This is a genomic window from Tetzosporium hominis (assembly GCF_002265435.1).
Taxonomy (GTDB): domain Bacteria; phylum Bacillota; class Bacilli; order Bacillales_A; family Planococcaceae; genus Chryseomicrobium; species Chryseomicrobium hominis.
Genome location: NZ_NOKQ01000217.1, coordinates 105,132 through 132,131 on the forward strand (window position 1 = coordinate 105,132; position 27,000 = coordinate 132,131).

Below are 27,000 nucleotides of genomic sequence, written 5' to 3' on the forward strand. Positions count from 1 at the left end.
CGCAATTGCGGCATAGCTTTTTATAGTTCTTCTAAAGTGTAGAGCCAGTTATCTGTCATCAATGCTGCCAGTTCCTGAGTCTGCTTTTCTTTATACAATTGAATTAATTTTGCATGCGTCTCGATAGAAGACTCACGTAAAATGATTTTCTCTGAATAGAATAAGCGGCGTACATGAGCCTGTAGCATCTCTACGATTTGTGAGATATACGGGTTGTTTGCCGTATCAATGATGATTTGGTGGAACTGCTCATCGATTCGGAGTGCTTCTGTAAAATTCTTAGCTTTTAATGACTCTGCAAACTGACGGTTCTTCTCTTCTAACTCCTCGATGATCTCTTCTGTCATATGAGGTGCTGCAAGTTCTGTTGCTAACGCTTGTAGCGATGCAAGAGGAGGTAACAGGTGGTTGATATCATCTTTTTGAACCGGAGTCACTTGAGTGGCACGTCCTGGTTGCATAGTGACAAATCCTTGAGACTCTAGTAGTTGTAACGATTCACGAATCGGAGTACGGCTGACCCCGAGTGCTTGTGCCAGTTCAATGTCGTTGAGTTTTTCTTCTGGCTGAAGCGTACCATCAATAATCCAGTTCAAGAGCTGGTGATAGGCGTGAAGCTTTGCTGTTTTACGTATTGGTTTACTCATATCTGATGGAATGGGCATATCGGTACAATCCTTCCTCTATGTTCACACTATAGTTCTATTATACAATATATTCTGTAAAGATGTGGAGGAAACGAGAGGAGTGTTTAAAGTGAAGACGATTATCGTGACAGGTGCAGCAAATGGGATTGGGAAAGCGATTGCCCAGCTTTTGGATGCAGAAGGATATGCGACCGTTCTATTAGACCGAGATGAAAAGCAAGGACAAGCTTTAGTGGGGGAATTAGAGAACAGTGTGTATTATCCACTGGATTTGATGGACGCCAAACAAATAGACGCTACGTTTGCGAAAGTCTTCAAAGAACACGGCACTCCGTATGGGTTAATCAACAATGCGGGCATCAGTAAGTTCTCAGACTTTTTCAGTTTGACACTTGAGGATTGGCAAGAGGTGATTCAGACTAATCTCACAAGCATGTTCCAGTGCAGTCAACTCGTCGCCAAAGAGATGAAAGATTCAGGCGGAGTTATTGTGAATATGGCCTCGACTCGAGCTTTTATGTCTGAACCGGATACAGAAGCCTATGCCGCTTCAAAAGGAGGCATTGTTGCATTGACACATGCACTTGCTCGAACTCTTGGGCCTTATCATATCCGAGTCAACAGTATCGCGCCTGGTTGGATTGAAACAAGTGACTATGAGAATTTGCGAGCAATCGATCATGAGCAGCACTTGTCTGGTCGCGTAGGAAAACCTTCAGATATCGCGCGAGTCTGTTCGTTCTTACTTGATGAACGGAATGATTTCATCACCGCTGAAAATTTTGTGGTTGATGGTGGCATGACTCGGAAGATGCTCTATGAACACTGAGTTGTTTTAGATAGAACGAGACCGGGTATTCTCTGTAGTAATTGAGTACAGAGAGGAAGAGGGCTATGAATTACGAACCACTTAAAAAGCAATTAGAAGAACGACGCGCAGAGATTTTAGAACACCATGATTCTCAAGAAGAGTTTGAGACAACAGAACTTTCTAATTACGATAATCATCCAGCAGATAATGCAACGGATTTAACAGATCAACATACACAAATGGCATTAGAGCGACATGAGGAAGAAGAACTTGAATCAATTGATGAAGCACTTCAAGCAATGAAAGAGGGTGCATACGGTACTTGTCAGGTTTGTGGAAAGACTATTCCGTATGAGCGTCTTGAAATTGTACCAACCGCTTTAACTTGTGTAGATCATGCCGATCAATCACCTGATGATCACCGTCCCATCGAAGAAAAGATTCTAGATGCGGCTGCTGAACGAGAAGATATGGACAACAGCTTTGAAGACGTTGAAGATTTCGGAAGTTCAGATTCGCCATCAGATAAAGAATAACTAGAATAAGCTATAACATGTATAAAAAGAGTGTAGGGGTGACTCCAGCGGGATTAAAAGCGGAAGCTGAGACCGAGGCTCAGCCCGCGCCCGCGGAACGCTTCCCCTACACTCCAGATGACCTATAAAAAGGGAGCTTCTCTTAATTGAGAACCTCCCTTTTCTGTGTTTTAGCCCATTCCCTTTTCGTTAGGCGTAAATTCACCTATACTAGAAGGAAGAAAGGATGATGGATATGCCTACATGGTTTATTGCCTTAGTCATTGCTGTTGTCATCACGTTTGTCATTATTACAGAATGGATTACTCGAAGAGATTAAGGAGCGACCGGAAATGAGTGGGAAAAAGTTAGCAATTGCCTTAGTGATTGGTGTGATAGTGGTCGTGGGCTTGATCATGGCAGCCGTCTTCGCCTTCTTCGCTACTAATCCGACCCAACAAGGAACAGAAGGGTCAAACGAATTTACAGGGTATGTTTTGGCTATCCAAGATAATCGGATGTTAGTCGTATCGGGAACTGCAGAAGAAGTTGACGGATTGACTCCTGAAACTATTTTGGATTCAGGTCTTCCTGCTATTTGGTTCAGTGTGACGTTGGATCAAAAAAACAAGGTACAGGTGGGGGATGAAGTTCGAGTCACTCATGAAGCAGTTGCAGAATCCTATCCCGGACAAAGTACAGCAGTCTCAGTAGAACCAACTACTGGATTGGATTAAAAAAGACCCCGAGGGGTCTTTTTTAAAAGATAAGAAAGTATATAATTTTTACTGCCATGAACCCAGTGTTCATGGTATTTTCTATTTATGGAGACAAATATTCTGAAACTAATTTTCTTTGATTGCAATCGTCACTGGGAGAAGTTTTTGAACAAGAACGGAAGACGAATCAGACCGGTGGTCTTAAAAGAGATAAAGAAGTTCCAAGGATGCGGAAAGATAGTCAACGGATTCAAACTGTTTGTCTGTGAAGGCTGTAATAATACGAAGAAGGTTGCTTATCGCTGCAAAGGAAGATTTTGCACGACATGCTCAGTTGGTGAGAGTGAGGAATGGAGCCGAATCTTAGCGAATGAAGTGATACAGGTGAACCATCGCCATGTGATCTTCACAATCGATGAAGGCCTGCGCGATGTGTTCCTATTACACCGGCATCTGCTCAAAGAGATGATGGATGAGGCTGCCCGACTCCTCAAAGAATCCTTCTGGAAGAAGGCGAAGCTAGAGCCAGGAATCATTTCGGGGCTCCATACATTTGGTTCTCGGGTCAACTTCAACCCTCATGTCCATATGCTCGTCACGATGGGTGGCATCAATTCTAAGGGAGAATATGTGAACTATGATTTCCTGCCTTTTGCGATGTTGAGAAAACAGTGGCAGACAGTGGTATTAAAATTGATTCGTAAGAATCTGAGTCCGAAAGAAAAAAAGCAAGTCCAATCCAGATTACAGGCCGCCTACAACAACAATGGAGACGGTTTCTATGTCCATGCCCCAAAGCAGAAGGGGAAGATTCAAGAACAGTTGCGCTATATTGGCCGTTATATGCGACGACCAGCGATCGGTCTCAATCGTGTTGTGGCATATGATGGTGAGATGGTCACTTTCACATATAAGGACAAGACCGACGGTCTTGAGAAGACGGAAATCGTGACATCCGAAGAGTTTATCACAAGATTGATCAGACATATCCCGGATGAGCAGTTTAAGACAATCCGACATTACGGCATGTATTCAAGAAGACGGAAGGCGAAAGTTAAAGCACTGCTTACAAAATGGCAGAAACAGGTCAAACAATGGTTTGTGAAGACGGGAGCGAAGCTCCGTAGACGAAACTGGCGTGAGAAGTTCTTGGTCAACAATCAGTCAGATCCTTTGGTGTGCCCAAAATGCGAGAACCATTTCGTGTTCAAGGGAGAGGTCTGTCTACAGGATGGTCTACTGACGATTCGGATTGCCCTATGCGATAATACAAGGAACTACTTAGAGAGGGTGATCAGCTATCTCACCAGTCAGCAAGGTCAGAAAGAAAAAGAAAAAAGCCAGTTCGCCTAAGGCGAGACCAGCTAAAGTGAAATATATCTGTCTACTCTGTGAGACGACCGAACTTATACCCTACGATATGGTCCGAGAGATGGACCGCATGGATCAAGGTGGTGACCAGAGCGTCGCCTCTATGTTTGAATGTGAGCATTGTGGTGCCAGTATGTATCCGGAATCGTACATCGGTATATCTGGGGTACACTATAAATTCTCGTATATGAAGTAAATCAAAAAGGTCCGGCCAGGTTTATCGGCCGGATTTTCTTATAAAAAAACAAAAAAATATTGACAGGTTTTGAAAAGTGTTGTATATAATAATTAGAGTTAGCACTCAACGACAGAGAGTGCTAATAATGAGAATAAAAATAAGTAAAGGAGTGTTTATTATGGCAGGATTAATTCCATTCAACAGAAAGCGAAATGATGTAATGAATACTGGTTTTGAAGATTTTTCCAACATGATTGATGACTTTTTTACAGGTAGCTGGCCATTGCAAAGAAGTTTAGCGGCAGATACATTTAAGATTGACATTCAGGACAATGATACAGAGTACACAATTGAAGCAGAGCTTCCGGGAGTAAAAAAAGAGGATGTAGAGATTACGCTTAACGAAGGAAGACTCAACATTTCAGTGGAAAAAGAAGAAGTTTCAGAGAATAAAAGCAAAAAATATATTCACCGTGAAAGAAAATATGCTCAGATGTCACGAAGCATATTGCTTGCAGATGCAAATGAAGAAAGTGTTCAGGCAAAACTAGAAGAAGGTGTGTTGACAATTAAGGTACCTAAAAAGGAACAGGTCGACACCTCTAAACGCATCATGATCGAGTAATGAAAGACAGTACATTAGCACACTGGCACAACAACATGCCGGTGTGCTAATGCTTTTTAATTGAGAAACAGTAGCGTAAGTTCATAGGTATAAACATCTGAATTAATATAGAATAAAATATAGGTGGAAATCAATGGTATTAAAGACGTAAGTGGTTACTTGAAGAAACAGTTTATGAATCAAATCAAAGCATTGCTTGAAGGTGAACGTGATCTTTAACGTAGGCATATAAAGTATGATAACAAAAACACAAAGGAAACTAACTTTTTTTATGACCTTTATATTTACTTTTATAAGTTCGTAAAAGCCTACTTTTACGAACTTTAAAAACATTTACTATATAGAAATTGATTCTTTTATATTTATAATTCAGTTAAAATATGCTCTATTTTTTTAGTAGGAATTTAACCTTGTTTTGTTTCGCCTTCCCACTCTAGCATACCGCCAGACATGTTCGTCACGTTGTAACCTTGGCTATCTAAGAACATGGTAGCTTGACCACTGCGGCCACCTGAACGGCAGACCATGATGTATTCTTTGTTCTTGTCTAGCTCGTTCATACGGAACTCAAGAACGCCTAGTGGAATATGTGTGATGCCGTCGATGTGTCCAGAAGCTACTTCATCCGCTTCACGAACATCGATTAAGTTTAATTGTTTGCCTTCTTTTAATTGTTGTTCAACTTCTTGTGGTGTGATTGTTTTCATCTACACTCGCTCCCTTTTGTCTAATTGTAGTTGGATTAGCGGCTACGAACTAAAAGTTGCACCGCTTCTTTTACATAGGCATCGGATGACTCGCCGTCTTCTTCCGCTTTGCGGACACAGGACACAAGATTTTCACTGACGATGACGCCAATCGTACGATCGATTGCAGAACGAGAGGCAGAAAGTTGGGTAATTATGTCCTTACATTCCTGCTCTTCTTCCATCATCCGGAGAATTCCGCGCAACTGGCCTTCAATGCGTTTGATACGGTTTTTTGTCTTTGCATCGTATTTCATGATCTACCCTCCCGAAGTGCTTCATTGCAGAAAAGTATAGCACAAAAGATTTAGGATGCCTTGTACAAACTATATTATACCTATAGGGGTATATAGTCAAGTGGAAAGAACCGCTCATTTCTGAGCGGTTAGTTTTAGTGGAGACCTCCAGCTTTATAAGGACCTTTTCGGAATGGTAGCCACCAGTTCCACTTGCCGAAAAGTTTCATCAAGCTTGGTACTAATAATAACCGAATGATAGTGGCGTCGATGGCGATTGCGATAGCAATTCCAATCCCGATCTGCTTCACCGGCATCACATCTGTGAATGCGAAGGCTCCGGTGATGACAATCATAATTAAAGCTGCTGAAGTGATGATTTTACTTGTAGATACAAGTCCGGTAATAGTAGACGCTGTATTGTTTTGCGTCTTCACATACTCTTCTTGAATGCGTGAAATCAAGAACACTTCATAGTCCATACTCAGTCCAAAAACTAAGCTAAAGACAATGACAGGGATGATCAGTGCAATCTCCGTTTCCGGAAGTCCGAAATGGCCATACTGGAAGATGTACACAAGGATTCCGAATGTTGCTCCGAGTCCGATGATGTTCATCAGAATTGCTTTCAACGGAATCAAGAGAGAACGGAACGCAATCATTAAAATGATGAACGTCGACCCTAAAATAATTGCGAGTAACAAACCAATTTTGCTCGAAATCTCATCAAAAATTTCTTGATTGAATTTCGGTTGACCGCCTATAAAAACGTCATAGTCGAAAGTACGGTCACCAAAATCTCGCACCCATTGTTGGGCCTCACTAGAAGCACCTTCATAATCAAGGGTCACAGGAACAAAGAGCAGGTCATCTTGAATGAATCCTTCAAAAGCGGGCTCCAGTGCAGCGGCAGCTTCCGGAACTTGTAATTGTTGTTCAAGTGCCTCCGGAGAAGGAATCTCTGTAGCCGTGTAGATAGTTGCTACATCTTCTACAGCATTGTCTTCCATAAGAAGTTCTTGTAAGTCATAAATGTCTGCTCGCGCTTCTTCGGAATCCCAGCCGTCTTGACGTTCCGCTAATAAGTAAACCGTAGATTGTTCTCCAAACCCAAAGGTGTCATCCAGTAAATCATAGGACTGACGAGACTCATACTGTTCCGGCAACGAGTCGACTTGAGGTATAGAAAGCGACATATTTTTTACAGGAATGATGGCAATGCCAAGTAATACAAGAGCCACTACGATTAATGCCACGGGACGCTTCATGACAAAGGCAGCAAACTGTTGCCAACGAGAGCTTCCACCAGGACGTACACGAAGGATAGTCCATTTATTGATACGATCTCCAATCAACATGAGTAGAGAAGGAAGCAGCGTGAGAGACGATAGCACAGCAAGCGTCACGACAAGCGTTCCACCAAGAGCGATATTCATGAAGATGTCTACTTCCATGACTAGCATGGCCCCGAGACCGATAAATACACAGATGGCTGAGAAGATGATAGAACGACCTGAGGTCCGCACAGCGGTCTGGACCGCATCTCCAATTGAGTGATGGAGGCGTTCTTCTTTATACCGATTGATGAACAGTAGAGCAAAGTCAATACTGAGAGCTAACCCGAGCATTGGGATGATATTCAAAATAAAGATGGATAAATCCAATGAACCACCAAGTACTCCTAAAATTCCGAGCGAGATGACAACCGTCATGATCCCAATAATTAAAGGAATGAATGAGGCCATGACACTTCCGAATGCTAAAAGTAACACTACAATGGCAATCGGTAGACCGATAGCTTCGGCACTAGCCAAGTCTTTTTGACTAGCCGTGTTGATATCTTTGTTGATGACTGGTCCACCTGTAATGGAGACGGTTTCTTCTTCATCTGCAATGGCTCGAATGTCTTCTACGATAGTTGGCAATTCTTCCGTTTCTCCAGTGAAGTGGATTTGAGCGTACGCAATATCTCCCGAGCGTAAGCTGTCGTCCTCTAGTGGAGAGACGATTTGATCTGCTACATTTAAATCCTCAACAGCAATTAAGGAATTCTCGATAATCTCATCTGAAGAGCCATCGAATACCATCAATATCGTATCTTTAGGGATATCAAATTTTTCAGTCAGCACTTCCATGACTTGTTCGTGCTCTCCGTCCGTGCGGAATCCATCTCCCTGGAGTTTATCGGGAAGTTGAATGGCAAAGTAAACGGAAGCAATTAATAGCAGTACCCAAAAAGCAATGATGCTTTTATAAAATCGCGTGACAAACGCGGCGAGAGCTTTCACAGCCGTTCCTCCTTATTTAAGTCAAGTTACCTTATTATTCTACTCCAATCGAAACGATGAATCGAATTTAAAGCTACTGTTTTGAGAAGCCACATTGATTGTACCGCTCGAGAATGAACGCTATGATAAAAGGGAAGTCTCTACAGGAGTAAACTGTAGACAGTGAGAACAGGGAGGGTTTTGAATGGAATATCGGATTGAAAAAGATTCAATGGGTGAAATTCAAGTGCCTGCAGACAAACTGTGGGGAGCCCAAACGCAACGAAGTAAGCAAAATTTTAAAATCGGAACAGATACGATGCCACTTGAAGTCGTTTATGCACAAGCAGCAGTGAAATCTGCAGCGGCAGAGGTGAGTTTTTCTTTAGGTAATCTGTCTGAGGCCAAACGAAATGCAATTGTCCAAGCAGCTGATGAAATTCGCTCTGGTAAATGGGATGACCAGTTTCCACTAGTGGTATTTCAAACAGGTAGTGGAACTCAAACCAATATGAACGTCAATGAAGTGATTGCCAATCGAGGCAATCAGTTGTTAGAAGAACAAGGCTCGGAGGAACGACTCCACCCAAATGACGACGTCAACAAATCACAGAGCTCAAATGATACGTTTCCGACTGCACTTCACATCGCAGGGGTTGTTGCAGTGGAAAAGCGCTTATTACCGGCAATCGATGCTTTGCACAAGACGCTTGAACAGAAATCAAACGAGTTCATGTCAATTGTGAAGATAGGACGTACGCATTTACAAGACGCCACACCTTTATCTCTTGGCCAAGAGTTTAGCGGGTGGGTTCGGATGCTTGAGAAGTCGAAGCAGATGATTGAGACGGTTCTGCCTTTTATGAGAGAGCTCGCTATCGGAGGAACCGCAGTTGGTACCGGGATCAACGCACCAAAAGAATTTGGTGACTTGGTAGCAAAAGAGATTACACGTTTAGAAGGAACGGAGTTTGTATCTGCGAAGAACAAATTCCATGCGCTAACTTCGTATGACGATGTAGTTGCTGTGCACGGGGCAATTAAAGGGCTAGCAGCTGACTTGATGAAGATTGCAAATGATGTGCGTCTTCTCGCAAGTGGTCCTCGGTCTGGAATTGGGGAGTTGACCATTCCGGCAAATGAACCGGGTAGCTCTATTATGCCAGGGAAAGTCAATCCTACTCAGAGTGAAGCGATGACGATGGTGGTCGCTCAAGTGATGGGGAACGATACGACGATTTCGTTTGCAGCGAGCCAAGGGAATTATCAACTGAATGTGTTTAAGCCTGTAATCATCTTTAATTTCTTACAGTCTGTTCGATTGTTGTCAGATGCTATTCATAGCTTTAATGATAACTGCGCTGTCGGGATTGAACCGAATCAAGATGTCATCAGCCGCCACGTAGAGAATTCTTTGATGCTAGTTACGGCACTCAATCCGTATATTGGCTACGAGAATGCTGCAAAGATTGCGAAGTACGCGCATGAGAATGGGACGACTTTGAAAGAAGCGGCACTGCATCTTGAGTTGTTGACGGAAGAACAGTTTGACGAGTATGTGCAGCCACAAAACATGATATAAAAAAACCGCCACTTGGCGGTTTTTTGCTTTTACATAGAAGTCCGGATGGTGTAGTAAATAATGACAAATGACAAAATGATAACGACATTCCAAATCGTATAAGTCGTTTTGGAAATCGGGCGGTCTAACGCTTTCCAGCGATTCACGATGACAAAGAGAACTGCCGTTAAAGCAATAGCTATAAGTACTGTGATCCAGCCTGAGAGCTCTAAAGTGGCACTTACTAGCAATGCTATGAAAACAGCAGGGATCAAAATGGCCCCGTTCACCAGTTTGCGAATGGTCCAAGTAGTTGGGTTCATGTCAGAACTCCTTTCAATTCCGCATCAAGTTCTTTTACAAGAAACGGCTTTGCGTACAAGAAACGTAAGAAAGCAGCTGTTTCTTCAACAGTCGTTTGCTTCGGTTCCTGTCCTGTAAAGTAAGCACGAATCAAAATATTTTTAGGAGTGTTCTCCAAGTTTACGAATTCAACGAGTTGTGTCTCGTACCCTACTAAATCCAGTACTTGCGCACGAATCGAATCCGTAGCTAAAGAGGCAAAGCGCTCTTTGATCAAGCCGTGGCGAAGCATAACATTCAGTTCAGGAGAATCAAGCTGGGTAAACAGTTCATGTTGACAACACGGTACGCTCAAAATCACTTTTGCTCCCCATTTTACTGCACGAGCAAGCGCCATATCTGTTGCAATATCACATGCATGAAGAGTGACAACCATATCCACTTGTTGCGCTTCGTTGTAGTCTGTAATATCTCCCACTTCAAAATGAAGTCCTTCATAATCAAGCTCTCGTGCCAATTGCTCACAATGTGCAATGACATCTTTTTTCAAATCTAGGCCTGTTATGTGGACTTCATAACCTTTTAATTCACGCAAATAATAGTAGAGTGCGAACGTCAAATACGATTTGCCAGAACCGAAATCGATGATGTTAAGAGGTCTGTCTGTTGGTAGATAGGCAAGTGAGTCTTCAACAAATTCCACAAAGCGATTGATCTGTTTGAACTTGTCTTGTTTCTGACTTTTAATTTTTCCGTCTTTGGTTTGGACACCAAGATGAACAAGAAAAGGATGGATAGTATCCGGATCTAGCACGTAATTCTTTTTACGATTATGAGAAAGCTGAGAAGGAAGAGATTCTTCATTTGTCGAGCTTTTGATTGTGACTTTTTTCTTCTTAGAGAGTTGAATATGTGTCGATTCACCTGCCCAAGTAATCTGAAGCTGACGATATTGCTCGAGGAGTTCTTCTACTTTACGAGAGATATCTTCAAGCGTGATGTTTTCATGAGTGATTGTCTGGTCAAAATGATATTCCAGTTGGATATGGTAAATCCCTTTGATTTCAATCGGTTTCCACTTGATTTTTGTGGCTGTATCCGTTTTAAGTCGTGGTTGACTGATGACAGCACGAATGAGCTGGCGGTCCTTCAACCGAGTCGTGAGTTCGCTTTGTAGTTCTTGTAGTTCCATAGAGGATCCTCCGTTCAATCAAGTTCTGTAGTTCATCATAGCATACTCAAAAATTGGAAGGGAATCGAAAGTCTCGTCAGAATTTTGTGATAATATAAAAGGGACAACATAACAAAGGGTGATTGTTTTGTTTAATGAATTGACGATTGGGGAAGTACTTCGAAAAACGGCTAAAAGCTTTCCGAAGCAAGAAGCCTATGTCTATCCGGAACATGGAATTCGGAAGACGTATCACGAGTTTGACCAAGAGACAGACCGACTAGCGCGAGCATTTATGGCCCTCGGTATTGAAAAAGGGGAACATGTGGCCATCTGGGCAGATAACAAGAGAGAGTGGCTATTAACCCAGTTCGCGACAGCTAAAATGGGAGCTGTACTAGTAACCGTCAACACGAGCTATCAAAAGAAAGAACTCGAGTATTTGCTTCAGCAATCTGATAGTACGACGCTACTTTTAGCAGATGGATTTAAGGGGACTTCTTATATCGATATCGTGCAGCAAGTCGCAAAAGATCATGTGCCGCATTTAAAACGCACTATCCTGCTAAATGATAGAGATGTCGAAGGAATGATGAAGTGGTCAGAGCTTGAAGCATTGGCGGATCAGGTGACAGAAGAGGAACTTGAAGAACGATTCCAGTCGTTGTCTAATGAAGATGTGATCAATATGCAGTATACCTCAGGGACGACCGGATTCCCAAAGGGTGTTATGCTATCGCACCGGAACATTGTCAATAATGCACAACTCGTAGGTGATTACATACATCTGACGGAAAATGACCGTCTGTGTATTCCAGTACCCTTCTTCCACTGTTTCGGTTGTGTGATGGGAACGCTATCGAGTGTCATCCACGGGACTACTATGGTCATTGTCGAACAGTTCCATCCTAGAAAGGTGCTACAGGCTGTTCAAGATGAGCGCTGTACGGCTCTTTATGGTGTACCTACTATGTTCATAGCAGAATTGAACGAACCGGACTTCGCCCAGTTTGATCTGTCGAGCTTACGGACTGGGATCATGGCGGGCTCGATTTGTCCTATGGAAGTCATGAAAAAAGTGATTCAGGACATGGGAGCCAGCGAAATCACGATTGCTTATGGACAGACGGAATCTTCTCCAGTAATCACACAGACGAAGACGGATGACGCAATTGAAAAACGAGTAAGTTCCGTAGGACGAGCCCATCCAGGTGTCGAAGTGAAAATCATTGATCCAGCAACTGGTGAAGAGTCGCCAGTAGGAGTTCCAGGAGAATTGTGCACACGAGGATACTTGGTAATGAAGGGCTATTATAAAAACGAAGAAGCGACAAAACGTGCGATCGACCATCAAGGCTGGTTGCATACCGGAGATATCGCTGTTATGGATGAGGACGGTTATATCGACATCACCGGTCGGATTAAAGATATGGTGATCCGTGGAGGAGAAAATATTTACCCGAAAGAAATCGAGGAATTCCTTTATCAGCATCCAAGTGTTCAAGATGTGCAAGTTGTGGGTATACCGGATGCCAAATACGGGGAAGAATTAATGGCATGGATCATCGTGAAAGAAGGGCATACTCTTACTGAAGCAGATGTGCGCGATTTTGCTCGTGGCAACATTGCACATCACAAGATTCCACGCTATATCGAGTTTACTGAAGGCTATCCAATGACCGCTTCTGGTAAAATTCAGAAGTACATGCTTCGGGAACTTGGGCAACAAAAAGTGACAAACTAATAAGTTATTTCCCGGGAAATAGACACGAAAAGACAGGAGAGAGTTTATGCATCTAGATCACATCGTGCACTTTGTGACAGCACCACCCGAAACTATGAAAACAGAAGCGGATTCCGCTGGGTTTAAAAGTGTCCTCGGAGGCAAGCATGCGCAGTGGGGGACAGCCAACACACTTTCTTTCTTAGCATCGAGCTATATAGAATGGCTGTCTCTCATGGATGTGTCAGTAGCGGAGAGAGCGGATCACCCCTTGACCCAGTTGCTGCTTCACGACCGTCCAAATGGACCTGGGTTTGGTACTATCTGTTTGCGTCCAGAATCGATAAAAGACGTGTGGCAGAAATTTCAACGAAAAGGAATCGCCACGACTAAAGTATTGGATGCTTCACGGGAAACCCCAGCTGGAGACGTGTTGCGCTGGAAAATGCTATTTGTACTTGAAGAACCTACAGATCAACTGCCGTTACCATTTTTCATTGAGTGGGAACAGACGCAAGTAGAGAAATACAAGGATTTGAATGCTGAGGGACAACTTCCGGAACATGTAGAAAAGTTGCATGTACAACAACTGGTTCTATCTACGGAAGATCCAAAAGCTACAGTGAAAAAATGGGCAGAGTTGTTCGACGCAAAAACAGAAGGCAATGAAGTCATTCTAGACAATACCCGACTGCACTTTGTAAGCTCGGAAGGAGGTCCTTGTCGCCTGCAACGAGTTGACATCGCAGGGACGGGCACGCACAATACGATAGAGATAGAAGGCGGGACGTATACATTCCTGCCGTAGGAGGTGTCCATAAATGGAACAACTAAAAAGAGATAAAGCTATATTAGTAGGTGTGCAAAAGCAACTGGACCATCACTTTGACTATGAGATGGAAGAGTTAGAGAACTTAGCTGCTGCCATCGACATTGAGACTGCTGGAATCGTCACGCAAAACTTAGAACGAATCCATGCGGGGACTTATGTGGGTACAGGAAAAGTAGAAGAAATCCGACTTTTATTTGAAGCGATGGAAGCAGACCTCGTGATTTTCAATGACGAACTGTCTCCTTCACAAATTCGCAACCTGGAAGCTGCATTAGAGTGTGAAGTCATGGACCGCACGATGCTAATTTTAGCCATATTTTCTCGCCGTGCAAAAACGAGAGAAGCAAAACTACAAGTGGATCTTGCGCAGCTACAATACATGCTGCCACGTCTAGTAGGTCTTCGCGCTTCTCTATCTCGTCAAGGTGGAGGCACGGGTGGTGGATTTAAAAACCGTGGAGCCGGGGAGACGAAGCTCGAGCTTGACCGTCGTAAAATTGAAGATCAGATTTCTCGTATCAAACGAGAACTCGAGACGGTAAAAAGCCAGCGAGATACACAACGCAAGCGTCGTCAGAAACAGGGGCTACCGGTCGTTTCTTTAGTTGGGTACACAAATGCAGGGAAGTCTACAATCATGAATCAAATCATGCAAGTGGCTGGTAAGGAACAAAAACAAGTATTTGAGAAGGATATGCTGTTTGCCACCCTCGAAACGTCTGTGAGACAAGTAAAGCTAGAAGATCAAAAGCAGTTCTTACTCACAGATACCGTTGGATTTGTCAGCAAATTGCCGACTCATCTTGTGAAAGCCTTCCGCTCTACACTTGAAGAGGCTCGTGATGCGGACTTGTTGCTTCATGTGGTGGATGTTTCAAACGAAGAATACCGCTATATGATGGATATTACGAACAAAACTTTAGACCAGATTGGTGTAGAGGATGTGCCTACTCTTTATGTATTCAATAAGAGTGACAAGGCCGACCGGGATTATCCTGTCTATCAAGACGATCAATTGTGGATTGCTGCAAAAGAAGGTGCCGGAATCCCTGAGTTGATTGACCAGATTAAAGACCGTGTTTTCCAAGATTATCAGACGCTCATGTTGCGAATTCCTTTTGAACAGGGAGAAATCGTTGATTATTTAAACACGCATGCGAATGTACTTGAAACTGAGTACGATGATCAGGGGACGTTAATGACGGTTGAGCTGTCAGCAAAAGATGCGGCTCGACTTTCTAGTTATTTGCATTAAAAAAATATGTTCTTTTCAAATTGCTCGTAAGTGGTTTCGGTAGCAGAACGTCCTCTTCTCATTCGAGACGATAGACCTTCTCTAAGAACCATAAACCAAAGGTGCAGGACTCGCTTTTTGAGCGAGTCCTGCACCTTTCTTCATCGTACTTGAGAAAATCCACATCTAATGATAGAAAAAGGTCGATCTGCAACTGCTTTGCCGGAAGTTGTGGAAACTCAAAATCCCGGTGTCGGCTCTGCCTCTATTCGGTAATGCAAAGAATACGGGTAGTTTCTAATAGACTAGGTTTAGGCGGGCTGTGCTGGGGCAAGGCCCGATGTATAGAGCTCGAACGCACAGTCTAGGACAGCTGGTATTCGGAATACATAAAAGGTCCCAACCCCTGGGGTTGTATCAATGAGAAGTACACTTAGAGTGGTCGAATAAGTTATTACTATTCTCTCGCTGACTGGACTGTTAAGTTACTACTTGTGATGACGGGCCCGCTCCAGCGTAGCCCAACTGCTATCTGATCCGTATTCAGCAAGTGGGTTACTACTTCAAAACAAATAGAGGCGGAGACGTCGCAAATATGAATCAGTTCCACAACTTCCCAACAAAGCTTTGACAGTATAGGTCGTATCTAAAGACTTGGATTGATTTATCAGAAGACTATGAAGAGCAGTGGCCGATTCGCTACTTGAGCGAATCGGCCACTGCTGTTTTTATTCATTTTCAAAAATTAATCCTTGTATAAGAGATTAGACTAGTACTTCAAGAATGCAATTTTATTAGAGAAGTTATTTTTAGCTCTCTGTTTACTTTGTAATCCCAAGCTTGGACTCGCGGTACTGACTGTTATGAAGTGTCGCAAACACGCCTCCATAAGCTACCAGTTCGTCATAAGTGCCTTGCTCCTCAATCCCATTCTCCGTCACTACCACAACACGATCAGCGTCGCGAATCGTTGCAAGTCGGTGTGCGATGATCAAAGTTGTCCGGTTTTCCGCTAGTTCAGCTAGGGACGTTTGAATGATTTGCTCAGTTGCCGTGTCTAAAGCTGAAGTCGCTTCATCCAAAATTAAAATCGGTGGATTTTTTAAGAACATCCGAGCAATTGCTAGACGTTGTTTTTGACCTCCTGAGAGTTTCAAGCCACGCTCACCAATCTGCGTTTCATAGCCATCTTGAAGACTTGTCACAAATTCCTCAAGATGCGCTTTTTTAGCAGCTGCCATAATTTCCTCATCAGTTGCTGCCAAGTTACCATAAGCAATATTTTCTCGAATAGTTCCTGTGAACAAGAACACATCTTGTTGTACAATTCCAATTTGATGACGTAAAGATTCTGTCGTCATGTCCCGAATTGGGATGCCATCGATTGAAATCTCGCCTTCATTCACGTCATAAAAACGTGGTATCAAGGAACAGATAGTCGTCTTTCCAGCACCAGATGGTCCCACAAAAGCTACCGTCTCTCCAGCAGCAATTGAGAGGTTGATATTCTCGAGCACCGACTTGTGATCGTCATAGCGGAAGGAAACTTCAGTAAATTCGATATCTCCTTTTAATGCAGGAGCTGGTTTTGCGTGAGGCAGGTTTTGCACTTCTGGCTCTTGTTCAATCATTTCCATAAAGCGTTTGAATCCAGCCATTCCTTTTGGATACAGCTCAAGCAAGGCGGTGATTTTGTCTACTGGCTTGATGAGCACATTCACGAACAACACAAAACTTACAAATTCCCCGTATGATAAATCACCATTTAATGTGTACCAAGATCCCACCACAAGAACGACTAGCGTCACAAACCGAGTCATCATGAAGATGCTCGAATGCGTACCAGCCATGACTTTATAAGCACGAAGCTTCGCTAAACGGAACTCTCCGTTGTCTTTTTGGAACCGGTTCATCTCAAACTGTTCATTTGTGAACGATTGAACGACTCGAACACCTGAAACGCTGTCTTCCACACGAGCATTCACGTCTGCAATTTTGCCATACATACGCTTCCATGCTTTATTCATTTGGATATTTCCATATGTAGCCACGATGGAAAGGAAGGGAACCATGACAATCGCAATAATAGCGAGTTCCGGATGAATGTTGAACATGATCAAGAAAGCTCCGATCAATGTCATCACTGCGATAAAAATATCTTCAGGACCATGGTGGGCCAGTTCTCCCAGGTCAAACAGGTCATTTGTGATACGACTCATGATATGGCCTGTTTTTGTATTGTCAAAGAAGCGGAAAGACTGCTTTTGTACATGGTTGAATAGTTCCCGTCGCATGTCCGTTTCGATATTAATTCCAAGTTTGTGACCGAGATAGTTGACGATAAATTGCATAAAAGTACTCAACATATAAACCAGTAAAAGCAGAATGCTAGTCTGGATGATCAGCGACCAATTTCCTTCTGGGAGTAAGTCATCAATATACCATTGGACGGCAACTGGAAATGCTAGTTCCAGTAATGCTACAAAGACGGCACTAGAAAAATCGATGATAAAAAGCCTTTTATGAGGCTTGTAGTAACTAAAAAATTTGCGCAGCATCTAGGTTTCTCCTTTCCTCAATACTATTTAGTATAGCGAAGTAAACGAAAAAGTCGATGAAAATTTAATTGAGAATGATTTTCATTTTTATCTTGACAAGGCTATATATTTTAATGCTATACTACTACCGTATCATTGATAATGATTATCATTGATTACAAATGAGAATGAGAATGGGATTGAGAGAGCAGATGCTGAAATTACGTTACATGATCATACTGACTAGTGGACTAGCTATCCTCTCGTTATTTGTTGGTGTGAGCAGTATCACGCCAATGGATTTACTTGATATCGAGTCAGAAGAAACACAAATCTTTTTAATTAGCCGTGTGCCTCGACTTGTCGCCATCTTGCTAGCAGGTGCTGGGATGAGTATTGCAGGCTTGATCATGCAGCAACTCAGTCGCAATAAGTTTGTCTCACCAACCACCGCAGGTACGCTCGATGCTACTCGTTTAGGAATTCTTGTATCGATGTTGCTATTTACGAATGCCTCCATGGTTGAAAAAATGTTGGTGGCGTTTTTATTTGCACTGGCTGGAACCTTCTTGTTCATGCAACTACTGGATCGGATCAAATTTAAAGATGCGATATTTATTCCTCTTATCGGAATGATGTTTGGAAACATCCTTTCATCGATTACCACTTTCTTTGCCTACCGTGCCGATGTAATTCAAAATATGTCTGCTTGGCTGCAAGGGGATTTTTCACTCATGATGAAAGGAAGATATGAACTGTTATACATAAGCATTCCTGTCTTACTTCTTGCCTATCTATATGCAAATAAATTCACAGTAGCAGGAATGGGAGAGGACTTTTCTAGAAATCTCGGGATGTCCTACAAGCGAGTTGTAAATCTCGGGCTGGTTCTCGTCTCTTTAATCACAGCAACGGTGGTCCTAACGGTCGGGATGATTCCTTTTCTTGGGTTAATCATTCCAAACATTGTCTCTTTGTTTAATGGGGACCATCTAAGAAAGACGTTACCACAAACTGCTCTTTTAGGAGCGAGCTTCTTACTAGTGGCTGATGTGTTAGGACGAGTCATTATTTTCCCTTACGAGATATCCATTAGTTTAATGGTAGGGGTTTTAGGAAGCGGCATCTTCCTCTATCTATTGTGGAGGGGGAGACGACATGCGTAACCGTACAAAGTTGTTACTAATGACTGGGGTCAGTGTTCTATTTATTATCTTGTATCTGTTTTATGACCTAAACGGCAGTTACAGCTACGCTTTGCCGCGACGAGGAGTCAAAGTAGTAGCGATGCTGATAACCGGAGCAGCTATTGCTTATGCAACTGTAGTGTTCCAAACAATCACTCACAACCGGATTTTGACACCAAGCATTATGGGGCTCGATTCCTTGTATCAGTTGCTGCAAACCGCTTTGATCTTCATGTTAGGTAGCACCCACATTGCTCTTATTAACAAACAAGTTAATTTCTTTCTTTCTACCGCTCTGATGATTGGCTTTGCACTAGTGCTGTATCATCTATTGTTCCGAAAAGGGAATCAACCAATCTATTTCTTACTATTAGTTGGAATTGTAATTGGAACATTTTTTGGTAGTATCTCAACATTTATGCAGGTGTTAATCGATCCTAACGAATTTTTGAGAATTCAAGACCGCATGTTTGCAAGTTTTAATAATGTAGGTACGGATCTTGTCTGGATTGCTCTAGTTCTTACAGTTCTAGTTCTGTTCTGGAGTTGGCGCTCGCATCACTACTTGGATGTAGTCAGCCTTGGTAGAGATACTGCCATCAATTTAGGTGTTCCCTATGACAGTCTAGTGCGCAAGATGCTAATTGTCTCTGCTATCCTGATCGCCATTTCTACAGCATTAGTGGGACCAATCACTTTCTTTGGGCTGATTGTTGCGAATCTGTCGTATCAGTTTATGAAATCCTATAAACACAATCTACTTGTTCTTTCAGCTATGTTAATGAGCTTCATAGCTTTAGTTGGAGGTCAGTTTATTGTAGAGCGAGTCTTTCAATTTTCAACGACACTAAGTGTCATCATTAACTTTATTGGTGGCATCTACTTTATCTACTTACTACTAAAGGAGAGTCGGTCGAAATGATCCAAGTGCAAGCCCTGACTAAATTTTATGGCAAAAAACAAGTCGTGAAAGAAGTTTCAACAACCATCCAGCGTGGAAAAATCACGTCTTTCATAGGCCCAAATGGTGCGGGAAAATCAACTCTTCTATCAATGGTCAGTAAGCTGATGGATGCGGACTCTGGTGAAGTACTCGTCGATGCGACTGCTACTAAGAAAATGAAGTCCAATGATTTTGCTAAAAAAGTGTCGATCTTAAAACAGTCCAATTATATGAATGTTCGTTTGACTGTGAGGGAACTCGTTAGCTTCGGGCGCTTTCCTTACTCTAAAGGACGGCTGACAACAGAAGACGAACAATTTGTGGATCAAGCCATTGAGTATATGGGTCTTCAAGAACTTGAAGATGACTATTTGGACGAACTGTCAGGTGGTCAACGTCAACGTGCATTCATCGCGATGGTCATCGCACAGGACACGGAGTACATCTTGTTGGATGAGCCGCTCAACAATTTAGATATGAAACATTCGGTTCAAATCATGAAGATTTTAAGACGACTCGTCAATGAGCTTGGAAAAACGGTTGTAATCGTTCTGCATGACATAAATTTTGCTTCTGTGTATTCCGATTACATAGTCGCTATGAAAAATGGGGAAGTGGTACGAGAAGGACCTACCGAAACCATTATCGAATCAGCAGCTCTTAAAGAAATTTACGACATGGATATTCCTATACAACAAATGAATAATTGTCGAATCTGTGTGTACTTTAACTCATAATCTAAAGGAGAGAACTCAAATGAAAAAATGGTTAGTGGCTTTACTAGCAGTACTAGTGATCGGATTATTGGCAGCATGTGGTGATAAAGACGAGGCAGCAAATGAAGCTGAAACAACAGACTCAACAGAAACATCCGCTGGAAGTTCGGCAGATACTAAATTTCCCATGACACTTACTCATGAACTAGGCGAAACGGTTATTGAAGATAAGCCAGAAACAGTGGTAGTTTTTGATTTCGGAATTTTGGATGCGTTAAGTAAATTAGATGTAGAAGTGGCTGGAGTTCCACAAGCTGCGATTCCACCTTATTTAGAGGAGTATGCTGGTGACGAATATACGAATGTAGGCTCACTAAAAGAACCTGATTTCGAAGCTATCCACGCGATGCAACCCGATTTAATCATTATTTCTGCTCGACAAGCGGATTTATATCCTGAATTTGAAGAGATTGCTCCGACGGTATACATGGGACTAGATACAACAAATTACATGAATTCATTTGAATCAAATATGACATTAATTGGTGAATTATTTGGAAAAGAACAAGAGATGGCAAAAGAATTAGAGACAGTGAAATCAGAGATTGAAACGATTGCAGCTGATTTAGAAAACGTAGAAGGAAAAGCGTTATTTGTTTTAATTAATGAAGGGAAAGTCAGTGCGTACGGTCCTGGATCTCGATTTGGACTGATCCATGATGTATTTGGTTACGAAGCAGCTGACACGAATTTAGAGGTCTCAACACATGGTCAAGGCGTGTCATTTGAATACTTAGCAGAAACGAATCCCGATATTCTATTTGTTTTAGATCGCAGTCAAGCAATTGAATCCGGTGCCCCAGGAAACGCAGATTTTGAAAATGAACTCGTTCAAAAAACAAATGCCTACAAGAATGGCAAGATCATTTATGTGGATCCTTCTGCTTGGTATTTAGCTGGTGGCGGTTTGGATTCTATGCGCATCATGATTGAAGATATGAAGAAGGGACTCTAGGGAAGGGTTTCTGCCATTTAAGGAAAGGGTATGAAAGTAATTAAAAAGGGGGGACGCAGATGAAACAATGGAAATATGGTCTGGGTGTTGCAGCACTAGTGTTGTTCTTCATTATGTTTTATTTTTACATGAATAAAGACGAACTCTGGACAGACCGCACATTTAGCCAAATCTTCGAAGGGAACATTGTCATTGGTTTCTTTAGTTTCTTTGCTGATCCTCCTACCGTCATTGTTGTGTCTTTGGCATTGTTACTGTACTTGTGGATTTTTAAAAAGAATTATAGAGGAATGCTGTTCGTTCTATTTGCTGTAGGTGGCGGAAGCGTACTGAACCAGCTTTTGAAAACATGGATTGAACGCGAACGACCTGAATTAGAAGGACAGTTGATATCATTCAGCTTTCCATCGGGTCATGCAATGGCAGGAATCATCTACTTATGTACGTTGGCGTACTTTTTGACTGAATATATGTATGATAAAAAACGCCAAACCATCATCTGGTCTGTAGCACTCTTACTTGCACTATTGATTGGATTATCTCGAGTGGCAAATATGCATCATTATGGCTCAGATGTAGTAGCAGGTTGGGCTATTGGATATGCTTGGTTTGCTGCAGTAATGTGGTGGTATGAATATAGAGAACGGCAATTTAGAAAACGAAAACCCTTTTCAACTTAATCTGTTGAAGAGGGTTTTGTGCTAGGAGGGAACTAAATGGAGTTTCAAATACCAGTCGAACTTGTGAAACTTGGAAAACAGCGGATTGAACAATTTCCTGTTGAGGGATTTGTAAGAGGAGGTGGTCCTCAAAAACCACAACTTTTACTAATTGGGGAAGCGCCTGGTGAAAATGAAGCAATCCAAGGAAAACCGTTTGTCGGCAGGGCAGGAGTTGAACTTGAAAAGTCCTTAGCACAAATCGGCTTAACTCGAGAGGATGTCTATATGACGAGCCCAGTAAGAAGTCGTCCTTATCAATGGAAAGAAAAGAGACTGAGAACTGGGGAAGTCATCAATAAAAAATACAACCGCGCACCTAAGCGTCAAGAAATTATTGCACATGCCCCTATTTTAGATTATGAAATTGAGCATCTGGATCCTGTATTGATTGTAACTTTAGGAAATGTAGGGTTGCAGAGATTGCTTGGACCCACTTATAAAGTATCTGAAAAGCACGGGGAACTTATTGACCAGCCTATATACCGTTTAAAGAGCTTAGAAAGTAATGAGATGGTACAAACCAAAAAGAGCTACACATTGATCCCTACGTTTCATCCTGCTGCAGTTTTTTACAATCCTAAGATTCGTGAGGAGGTAGAAAGAGATTGGGCGGCGATAGGATCCTATTTACAACAAATCACTTCATGAATTTCACGTGACTAAAAAAGTTGCACAAAGGAAACATTTCGCATATACTATTAAAAAATACAGAAAAGTAGGATGATTTGTATGGATGGGAATGTTCTCTTTGCCTTGGGCCTAACTGTTTTTGCCGGTCTCGCTACGGGAATCGGAAGTTTACTCGCGTTTTTTACATCTCGCACGAATAAAAAATTCTTATCAATGGCTCTCGGGTTTTCTGCAGGGGTTATGATTTTTGTAGCACTTGTGGAAATCTTTTTTAAAGCTAAAGATGCTCTTGTAGCTGAGCTAGGAGATGTTAATGGCTACTGGATGACGCTTGTTGGCTTTTTTGGGGGTATGCTTTTCATAGGAGTCATTGATCGACTTCTACCATCACTTGGAAACCCGCATGAAGTGAAATCTGTAGAAGCCATGGATGTACAACCGACCTCCGCTGAGCATGCCCGTTTAATGAAGATGGGAATGTTCACGGCCCTTGCTATTGGAATTCATAATTTCCCTGAGGGAATTGCTACATTTATGTCGGCCATGTCAGATCCAAATCTAGGGATTGCCATTGCTATTGCTGTTGCGATTCATAATATTCCAGAAGGTATTGCCGTGGCAGTGCCAATTTATTACGCAACTGGATCACGAAAACGGGCATTCAAATTGTCGTTCCTTTCAGGGCTCGCTGAACCTGTGGGAGCCATCGTCGCTTTCTTGATTTTGATGCCGTTCTTGTCGGATTTAATGTTTGGTGTGATTTTTGCAGGGGTGGCAGGAATCATGGTGTTTATATCACTAGATGAATTGTTGCCTGCAGCGAAAGAGTTTGATGAGACGCATTCGTCCATTTATGGGGTAGTAGCTGGAATGATGGTGATGGCAGCAAGCTTAGTATTGTTCTCTGTGTAATATATAAAGGTCCAACCACAACGGGTTGGACCTTTTTTAGATTGATGGTGGAACTGCGTGCAGACAACGAACGCCCTCTATACAAGAAGGAACTACATGGAATGTCAATGAAGGGAACGCTGAAGCGAGTTCCTCGTAATCAAAACCTGAATCTACAAGTGAAATCAATGTCGGACCCGCTCCACTGATTGCTGTGCCATAAACGCCCGCTTGTTTGGCGGCCTGTCGATATCTTGACGCATGGTCAATCAGTTCAAAACGGTAAGGCTCGTGAAACGAATCGAGTTCCATTAATGAACCGATTTTCTCTTTGTCAGTACTGTGGAGTGCAGCTACTAAAACATTTGATACCGAGCTAGCCTGTACGGCCTGTTGCCTACTGTAGGAGGAAGGCAAGACCTCTCGAGCCGCTTCCGTCTTGAGTTCTTCATGAGGAATGGCAACTAACCAGTGAAGTGGAGAGGCATCTACTGGGACAATAAGAACTTCTTTAGCAACTACAGTAGTAATGACGCAACCACCTAGAATGCTAGCTGCTACATTATCGGGATGTCCCTCGAGTTCACTTGCCCAATTAATCATTTGTTGTTCAGAAAGGTGAAGCTCTGCCATCTCATTTGCTAAGTAAATTGCAGCAACAATTGCCGCGGCACTGCTACCTAGCCCTCTAGTTAGTGGAATGTCACTAGAGAGCAATAACTGACAGGCAGGCATGTCTTTTCCAAAATGATGTGCCGTAGCGATTGCTGTCTTGATTAGTAGATGATCGAGTACTTCTGATACCGGTGGGAGATTCGGTCCGATATGACCTACTTGCCATTTTGTTGACAAGGAGGCTTCAACCGTTAAGTAAAAGGGTAAAGCTACTCCAATGGAATCAAAACCCGGTCCTAAATTTGCAGTACTTCCGGGAACTTGAATACGGAATGTCATCTTTGTAGCACCTCCTGTAAATACTCGTTAAGGGCAGGTGCGGAAGAATCCATTTGCCGAGGACGAATCACTTTGCAGTCCATAGCAGTTTGTGGATCTTTTAAACCATTTCCTGTTAGTACGGCCACTACTGTCGACCCAGGAGCAATAGCCTGTTGCTTGACTGCTCGGAAAACGCCAGCTACAGAGGCACTTGAAGCAGGCTCTACAAAGACACCTTCTTTACTTGCGAGTGCTTGGTAGGCTGTTAGCATCTCTTCATCTGACACAGCTTCAATAACACCGCCTGATGCGTCACGCGCTTCAACCGCTGTTTTCCAGGAAGCCGGATTGCCTATGCGAATCGCTGTAGCGATTGTCTCAGGATGTTCAATAGGTTCACCTCTAACAATAGCCGCCGCACCTTCGGCTTCAAAACCAAAGATTTGAGGGAGGCCACTTGCGAAGTGGTCGTTGTATTCTACAAACCCTTTCCAGTAGGCTGTGATATTTCCTGCATTTCCGACAGGGATGGCTAACACGTCAGGAGCTTTTCCTAAAGCGTCAACAATCTCGAAGCTCGCTGTCTTTTGCCCTTCGATACGGTAAGGATTCACCGAATTCACCAACGTAACTGGAGATGTCTCACTAATAGCACGTACCATTTCGAGCGCCTGATCAAAGTTACCTTGGATTTGGATGACTTCAGCTCCGTACATATAGGCCTGAGCCAGTTTTCCAGCCGCCACTTTTCCTTCAGGGATGACGATAATTGCTTTCATGCCTGCACGGGCTGCATACGCGGCAGCGGCAGCAGAGGTGTTTCCTGTGGATGCGCAAATGACGGCAGTACTACCTTGTTCTTTTGCTTTCGCTACGGCCATCACCATACCGCGGTCTTTAAAAGAACCCGTTGGATTGGCGCCTTCTAATTTTAAGTAGAGCTCGATACCTAACTGTTTAGACAGGTTTTCTGCATATAAAAGAGGGGTGTTCCCTTCTAATAAGGAAAGCTTTGGTGTCGCGTCTGTTATAGGTAGAAATTGTTTGTACTGTTGCAATAAACCGGAATATGCCATGGGAAGTGCCACCCTTCTGTTCTTTTGATGAAAACAAATGTCTTTTCATAAAGGACATTCTACAGGACATCTTCATTGATTTCAATAGGAACTTTTCATTGTCATAAAGAATAAAAAAGAGTATACTCATGTTTGTTATGGACATGTGTAAAGACAGGAGTTTTGATAGATGACAACAATACAACAGCAAAAACCTATTTCAAGAAACAAATTGTTAGGTATCGCAGGACTTGGTTGGATGTTTGACGCGATGGATGTGGGGATTCTTTCCTTTATTATTGCGGCTCTCGCTATTGAGTGGAGCTTAACGCCAGAACAAATGGGATGGATCGGAAGTGTGAATTCGATTGGGATGGCAGTGGGCGCCGTATTCTTTGGGTTGATCGCGGACAAAATTGGACGTAAAAATGTCTTCATGATCACGCTATTGCTGTTTACATTAGCTTCAGGTGCATCAGCACTAGCAGGTGGGTTGGCAGTCTTCATGATTTTACGGTTTTTTGTAGGCATGGGTCTTGGAGGAGAGCTACCGGTTGCTTCGACACTAGTTGCAGAATCTGTTCCAGCAGAAGAGCGAGGGAAAGTGGTCGTGTTGCTCGAGAGCTTCTGGGCAATAGGTTGGATTCTAGCCGCACTTATTGCATACTTTGTCATTCCTGAGTATGGTTGGCGCTGGGCACTCGCTTTAACTGCATTACCGGCTTTTTATGCAATCTATTTGCGGATCAAGCTACCAGATTCTCCGCGCTATGAAAATGTAGAGAATGTGAAACGAAGCGTCTTACAAAACGTTAAAGACCTCTGGACACCTGTCTACCGCAAACGGACGCTGATGCTGTGGATTTTATGGTTTACAGTTGTGTTCTCCTATTACGGAATGTTTTTATGGTTGCCTTCTGTGATGGTTATTAAAGGATTTACACTCATTAAAACGTTCCAGTATGTGTTAATCATGACATTGGCTCAATTACCTGGCTATTTCTCAGCTGCTTGGTTAATTGAACGGATGGGAAGAAAATTTGTCTTGATTACCTATTTGTTAGGAACAGCTGCAAGTGCTGCTGTGTTCGGCTCAGCAGAAACTTTAACTATGCTACTGATTTCAGGTATGCTTCTTTCATTCTTTAACCTTGGTGCATGGGGCGCATTATACGCTTATTCGCCAGAACAGTATCCTACTGTGATTCGAGCGACTGGATCCGGTATGGCAGCAGGAGTGGGGCGCATTGGAGGAATCCTTGGACCACTTCTTGTGGGCTCGATGGTTGCTGCAGGACAAGGAATTGGTTTGATCTTCGGTATTTTCTGTGTAGCTATAATTATTGGCGTTTTAGCAGTTGCTTTCTTAGGAACAGAAACGAAACAACAGGAACTCAGAGATACACTTTAGTCACTGCTTCGGCAGTGG

26 protein-coding genes are annotated in these 27,000 nt (G+C 42.8%); 17 read left to right on the plus strand and 9 right to left on the minus strand.

Annotation, left to right across the window (positions count from 1 at the left end; all coding sequences use genetic code 11):
• Positions 1–20: 20 nt before the first annotated feature.
• On the minus strand, positions 21–665 hold the full coding sequence (locus CF394_RS09120; RefSeq protein ID WP_094943139.1) for a GntR family transcriptional regulator: 645 nt from the start codon (positions 663–665) through the stop codon (positions 21–23).
• An 82-nt stretch (positions 666–747) separates the two neighbouring features.
• Between CF394_RS09120 and CF394_RS09125 the strand changes: the two genes are divergently transcribed.
• From CF394_RS09125 to CF394_RS09145, 5 genes are all read left to right on the plus strand, one after another.
• Positions 748–1,476, plus strand: a complete 729-nt coding sequence (locus tag CF394_RS09125) for an SDR family oxidoreductase (RefSeq protein WP_165767522.1) — start codon at positions 748–750, stop codon at positions 1,474–1,476.
• A 65-nt stretch (positions 1,477–1,541) separates the two neighbouring features.
• Entirely contained in the window at positions 1,542–1,994 is a 453-nt protein-coding gene (locus CF394_RS09130) for a TraR/DksA C4-type zinc finger protein (RefSeq protein ID WP_094943140.1), read from the plus strand.
• Between the two features lie 332 nt (positions 1,995–2,326).
• Entirely contained in the window at positions 2,327–2,710 is a 384-nt protein-coding gene (locus CF394_RS09135) for a DUF3221 domain-containing protein (protein ID WP_094943142.1), read from the plus strand.
• An 87-nt stretch (positions 2,711–2,797) separates the two neighbouring features.
• Entirely contained in the window at positions 2,798–4,045 is a 1,248-nt protein-coding gene (locus tag CF394_RS09140; protein ID WP_094943143.1) for an IS91 family transposase, read from the plus strand.
• A gap of 374 nt (positions 4,046–4,419) precedes the next feature.
• On the plus strand, positions 4,420–4,866 hold the full coding sequence (locus CF394_RS09145) for an Hsp20/alpha crystallin family protein (protein ID WP_094943145.1): 447 nt from the start codon (positions 4,420–4,422) through the stop codon (positions 4,864–4,866).
• A gap of 404 nt (positions 4,867–5,270) precedes the next feature.
• On the opposite strand, the gene CF394_RS09150 is transcribed toward CF394_RS09145, so the two are convergent.
• From CF394_RS09150 to CF394_RS09160, 3 genes are all read right to left on the minus strand, one after another.
• A complete protein-coding gene (locus tag CF394_RS09150; RefSeq protein WP_094943146.1) occupies positions 5,271–5,573 on the minus strand; it encodes a rhodanese-like domain-containing protein in 303 nt (100 codons plus the stop codon).
• 35 nt (positions 5,574–5,608) lie between these two features.
• Positions 5,609–5,869: a metal-sensitive transcriptional regulator gene (locus CF394_RS09155; RefSeq protein ID WP_094943148.1), complete on the minus strand. Its 261-nt coding sequence runs from the start codon at positions 5,867–5,869 to the stop codon at positions 5,609–5,611.
• A gap of 134 nt (positions 5,870–6,003) precedes the next feature.
• The gene (locus tag CF394_RS09160) at positions 6,004–8,136 is read right to left on the minus strand and encodes an MMPL family transporter (protein WP_094943149.1); all 2,133 of its coding nucleotides are present in this window, start codon (positions 8,134–8,136) and stop codon (positions 6,004–6,006) included.
• Positions 8,137–8,320: 184 nt separating this feature from the next.
• Here CF394_RS09160 and fumC point away from each other — a divergent pair, with 184 nt between their 5' ends.
• A complete protein-coding gene (gene fumC, locus CF394_RS09165) occupies positions 8,321–9,697 on the plus strand; it encodes a class II fumarate hydratase (RefSeq protein ID WP_094943151.1) in 1,377 nt (458 codons plus the stop codon).
• Positions 9,698–9,726: 29 nt separating this feature from the next.
• Here fumC and CF394_RS09170 read toward each other — a convergent pair whose 3' ends face one another.
• Positions 9,727–9,999, minus strand: coding sequence for a hypothetical protein (locus tag CF394_RS09170; RefSeq protein ID WP_094943153.1), 273 nt, complete (start codon positions 9,997–9,999; stop codon positions 9,727–9,729).
• Positions 9,996–11,171: a class I SAM-dependent methyltransferase gene (locus CF394_RS09175; protein ID WP_094943154.1), complete on the minus strand. Its 1,176-nt coding sequence runs from the start codon at positions 11,169–11,171 to the stop codon at positions 9,996–9,998. The genes CF394_RS09170 and CF394_RS09175 overlap by 4 nt, the downstream gene beginning before the upstream one ends.
• A 127-nt stretch (positions 11,172–11,298) precedes the next feature.
• Between CF394_RS09175 and CF394_RS09180 the strand changes: the two genes are divergently transcribed.
• Genes CF394_RS09180 through hflX form a run of 3 tightly spaced genes read left to right on the plus strand, consistent with a single transcriptional unit; the run spans position 11,299 to position 14,960 of the window.
• Positions 11,299–12,894: an AMP-binding protein gene (locus tag CF394_RS09180; RefSeq protein WP_094943156.1), complete on the plus strand. Its 1,596-nt coding sequence runs from the start codon at positions 11,299–11,301 to the stop codon at positions 12,892–12,894.
• A gap of 46 nt (positions 12,895–12,940) precedes the next feature.
• Positions 12,941–13,681 (plus strand): VOC family protein, encoded by a 741-nt coding sequence (locus CF394_RS09185; RefSeq protein WP_094943157.1) that lies wholly within the window; start codon positions 12,941–12,943, stop codon positions 13,679–13,681.
• Between the two features lie 13 nt (positions 13,682–13,694).
• The gene (gene hflX / locus CF394_RS09190) at positions 13,695–14,960 is read left to right on the plus strand and encodes a GTPase HflX (protein ID WP_094943159.1); all 1,266 of its coding nucleotides are present in this window, start codon (positions 13,695–13,697) and stop codon (positions 14,958–14,960) included.
• Positions 14,961–15,760: 800 nt separating this feature from the next.
• Here hflX and CF394_RS09195 read toward each other — a convergent pair.
• Positions 15,761–17,497, minus strand: coding sequence for an ABC transporter ATP-binding protein (locus tag CF394_RS09195; protein WP_094943160.1), 1,737 nt, complete (start codon positions 17,495–17,497; stop codon positions 15,761–15,763).
• Positions 17,498–17,691: 194 nt separating this feature from the next.
• Between CF394_RS09195 and CF394_RS09200 the strand changes: the two genes are divergently transcribed.
• From CF394_RS09200 to zupT, 7 genes are all read left to right on the plus strand, one after another.
• Positions 17,692–18,642, plus strand: coding sequence for an ABC transporter permease (locus CF394_RS09200; protein ID WP_094943264.1), 951 nt, complete (start codon positions 17,692–17,694; stop codon positions 18,640–18,642).
• On the plus strand, positions 18,635–19,585 hold the full coding sequence (locus CF394_RS09205; protein WP_094943162.1) for an iron chelate uptake ABC transporter family permease subunit: 951 nt from the start codon (positions 18,635–18,637) through the stop codon (positions 19,583–19,585). The genes CF394_RS09200 and CF394_RS09205 overlap by 8 nt, the downstream gene beginning before the upstream one ends.
• Positions 19,582–20,343: an iron ABC transporter ATP-binding protein gene (locus CF394_RS09210; protein WP_094943163.1), complete on the plus strand. Its 762-nt coding sequence runs from the start codon at positions 19,582–19,584 to the stop codon at positions 20,341–20,343. The genes CF394_RS09205 and CF394_RS09210 overlap by 4 nt, the downstream gene beginning before the upstream one ends.
• A 19-nt stretch (positions 20,344–20,362) precedes the next feature.
• A complete protein-coding gene (locus tag CF394_RS09215) occupies positions 20,363–21,337 on the plus strand; it encodes a siderophore ABC transporter substrate-binding protein (RefSeq protein ID WP_094943165.1) in 975 nt (324 codons plus the stop codon).
• 59 nt (positions 21,338–21,396) lie between these two features.
• Positions 21,397–22,017 carry a phosphatase PAP2 family protein gene (locus CF394_RS09220; protein ID WP_094943166.1) on the plus strand — a complete coding sequence of 207 codons (621 nt, stop codon included), beginning with the start codon at positions 21,397–21,399 and terminating at the stop codon, positions 22,015–22,017.
• 36 nt (positions 22,018–22,053) lie between these two features.
• Complete coding sequence (locus tag CF394_RS09225) at positions 22,054–22,707, plus strand: uracil-DNA glycosylase (RefSeq protein WP_094943168.1); 654 nt, start codon at positions 22,054–22,056, stop codon at positions 22,705–22,707.
• An 81-nt stretch (positions 22,708–22,788) separates the two neighbouring features.
• Entirely contained in the window at positions 22,789–23,601 is an 813-nt protein-coding gene (gene zupT / locus CF394_RS09230) for a zinc transporter ZupT (protein WP_094943169.1), read from the plus strand.
• 36 nt (positions 23,602–23,637) lie between these two features.
• Here the strand turns inward: zupT and thrB are convergent, their stop codons facing one another.
• On the minus strand, positions 23,638–24,534 hold the full coding sequence (thrB, locus tag CF394_RS09235) for a homoserine kinase (RefSeq protein ID WP_094943171.1): 897 nt from the start codon (positions 24,532–24,534) through the stop codon (positions 23,638–23,640).
• Positions 24,531–25,592, minus strand: a complete 1,062-nt coding sequence (gene thrC / locus CF394_RS09240; RefSeq protein WP_094943173.1) for a threonine synthase — start codon at positions 25,590–25,592, stop codon at positions 24,531–24,533. The genes thrB and thrC overlap by 4 nt, the downstream gene beginning before the upstream one ends.
• 169 nt (positions 25,593–25,761) lie before the next feature.
• Between thrC and CF394_RS09245 the strand changes: the two genes are divergently transcribed.
• Entirely contained in the window at positions 25,762–26,982 is a 1,221-nt protein-coding gene (locus tag CF394_RS09245; RefSeq protein WP_094943174.1) for an MFS transporter, read from the plus strand.
• Positions 26,983–27,000: the final 18 nt, after the last annotated feature.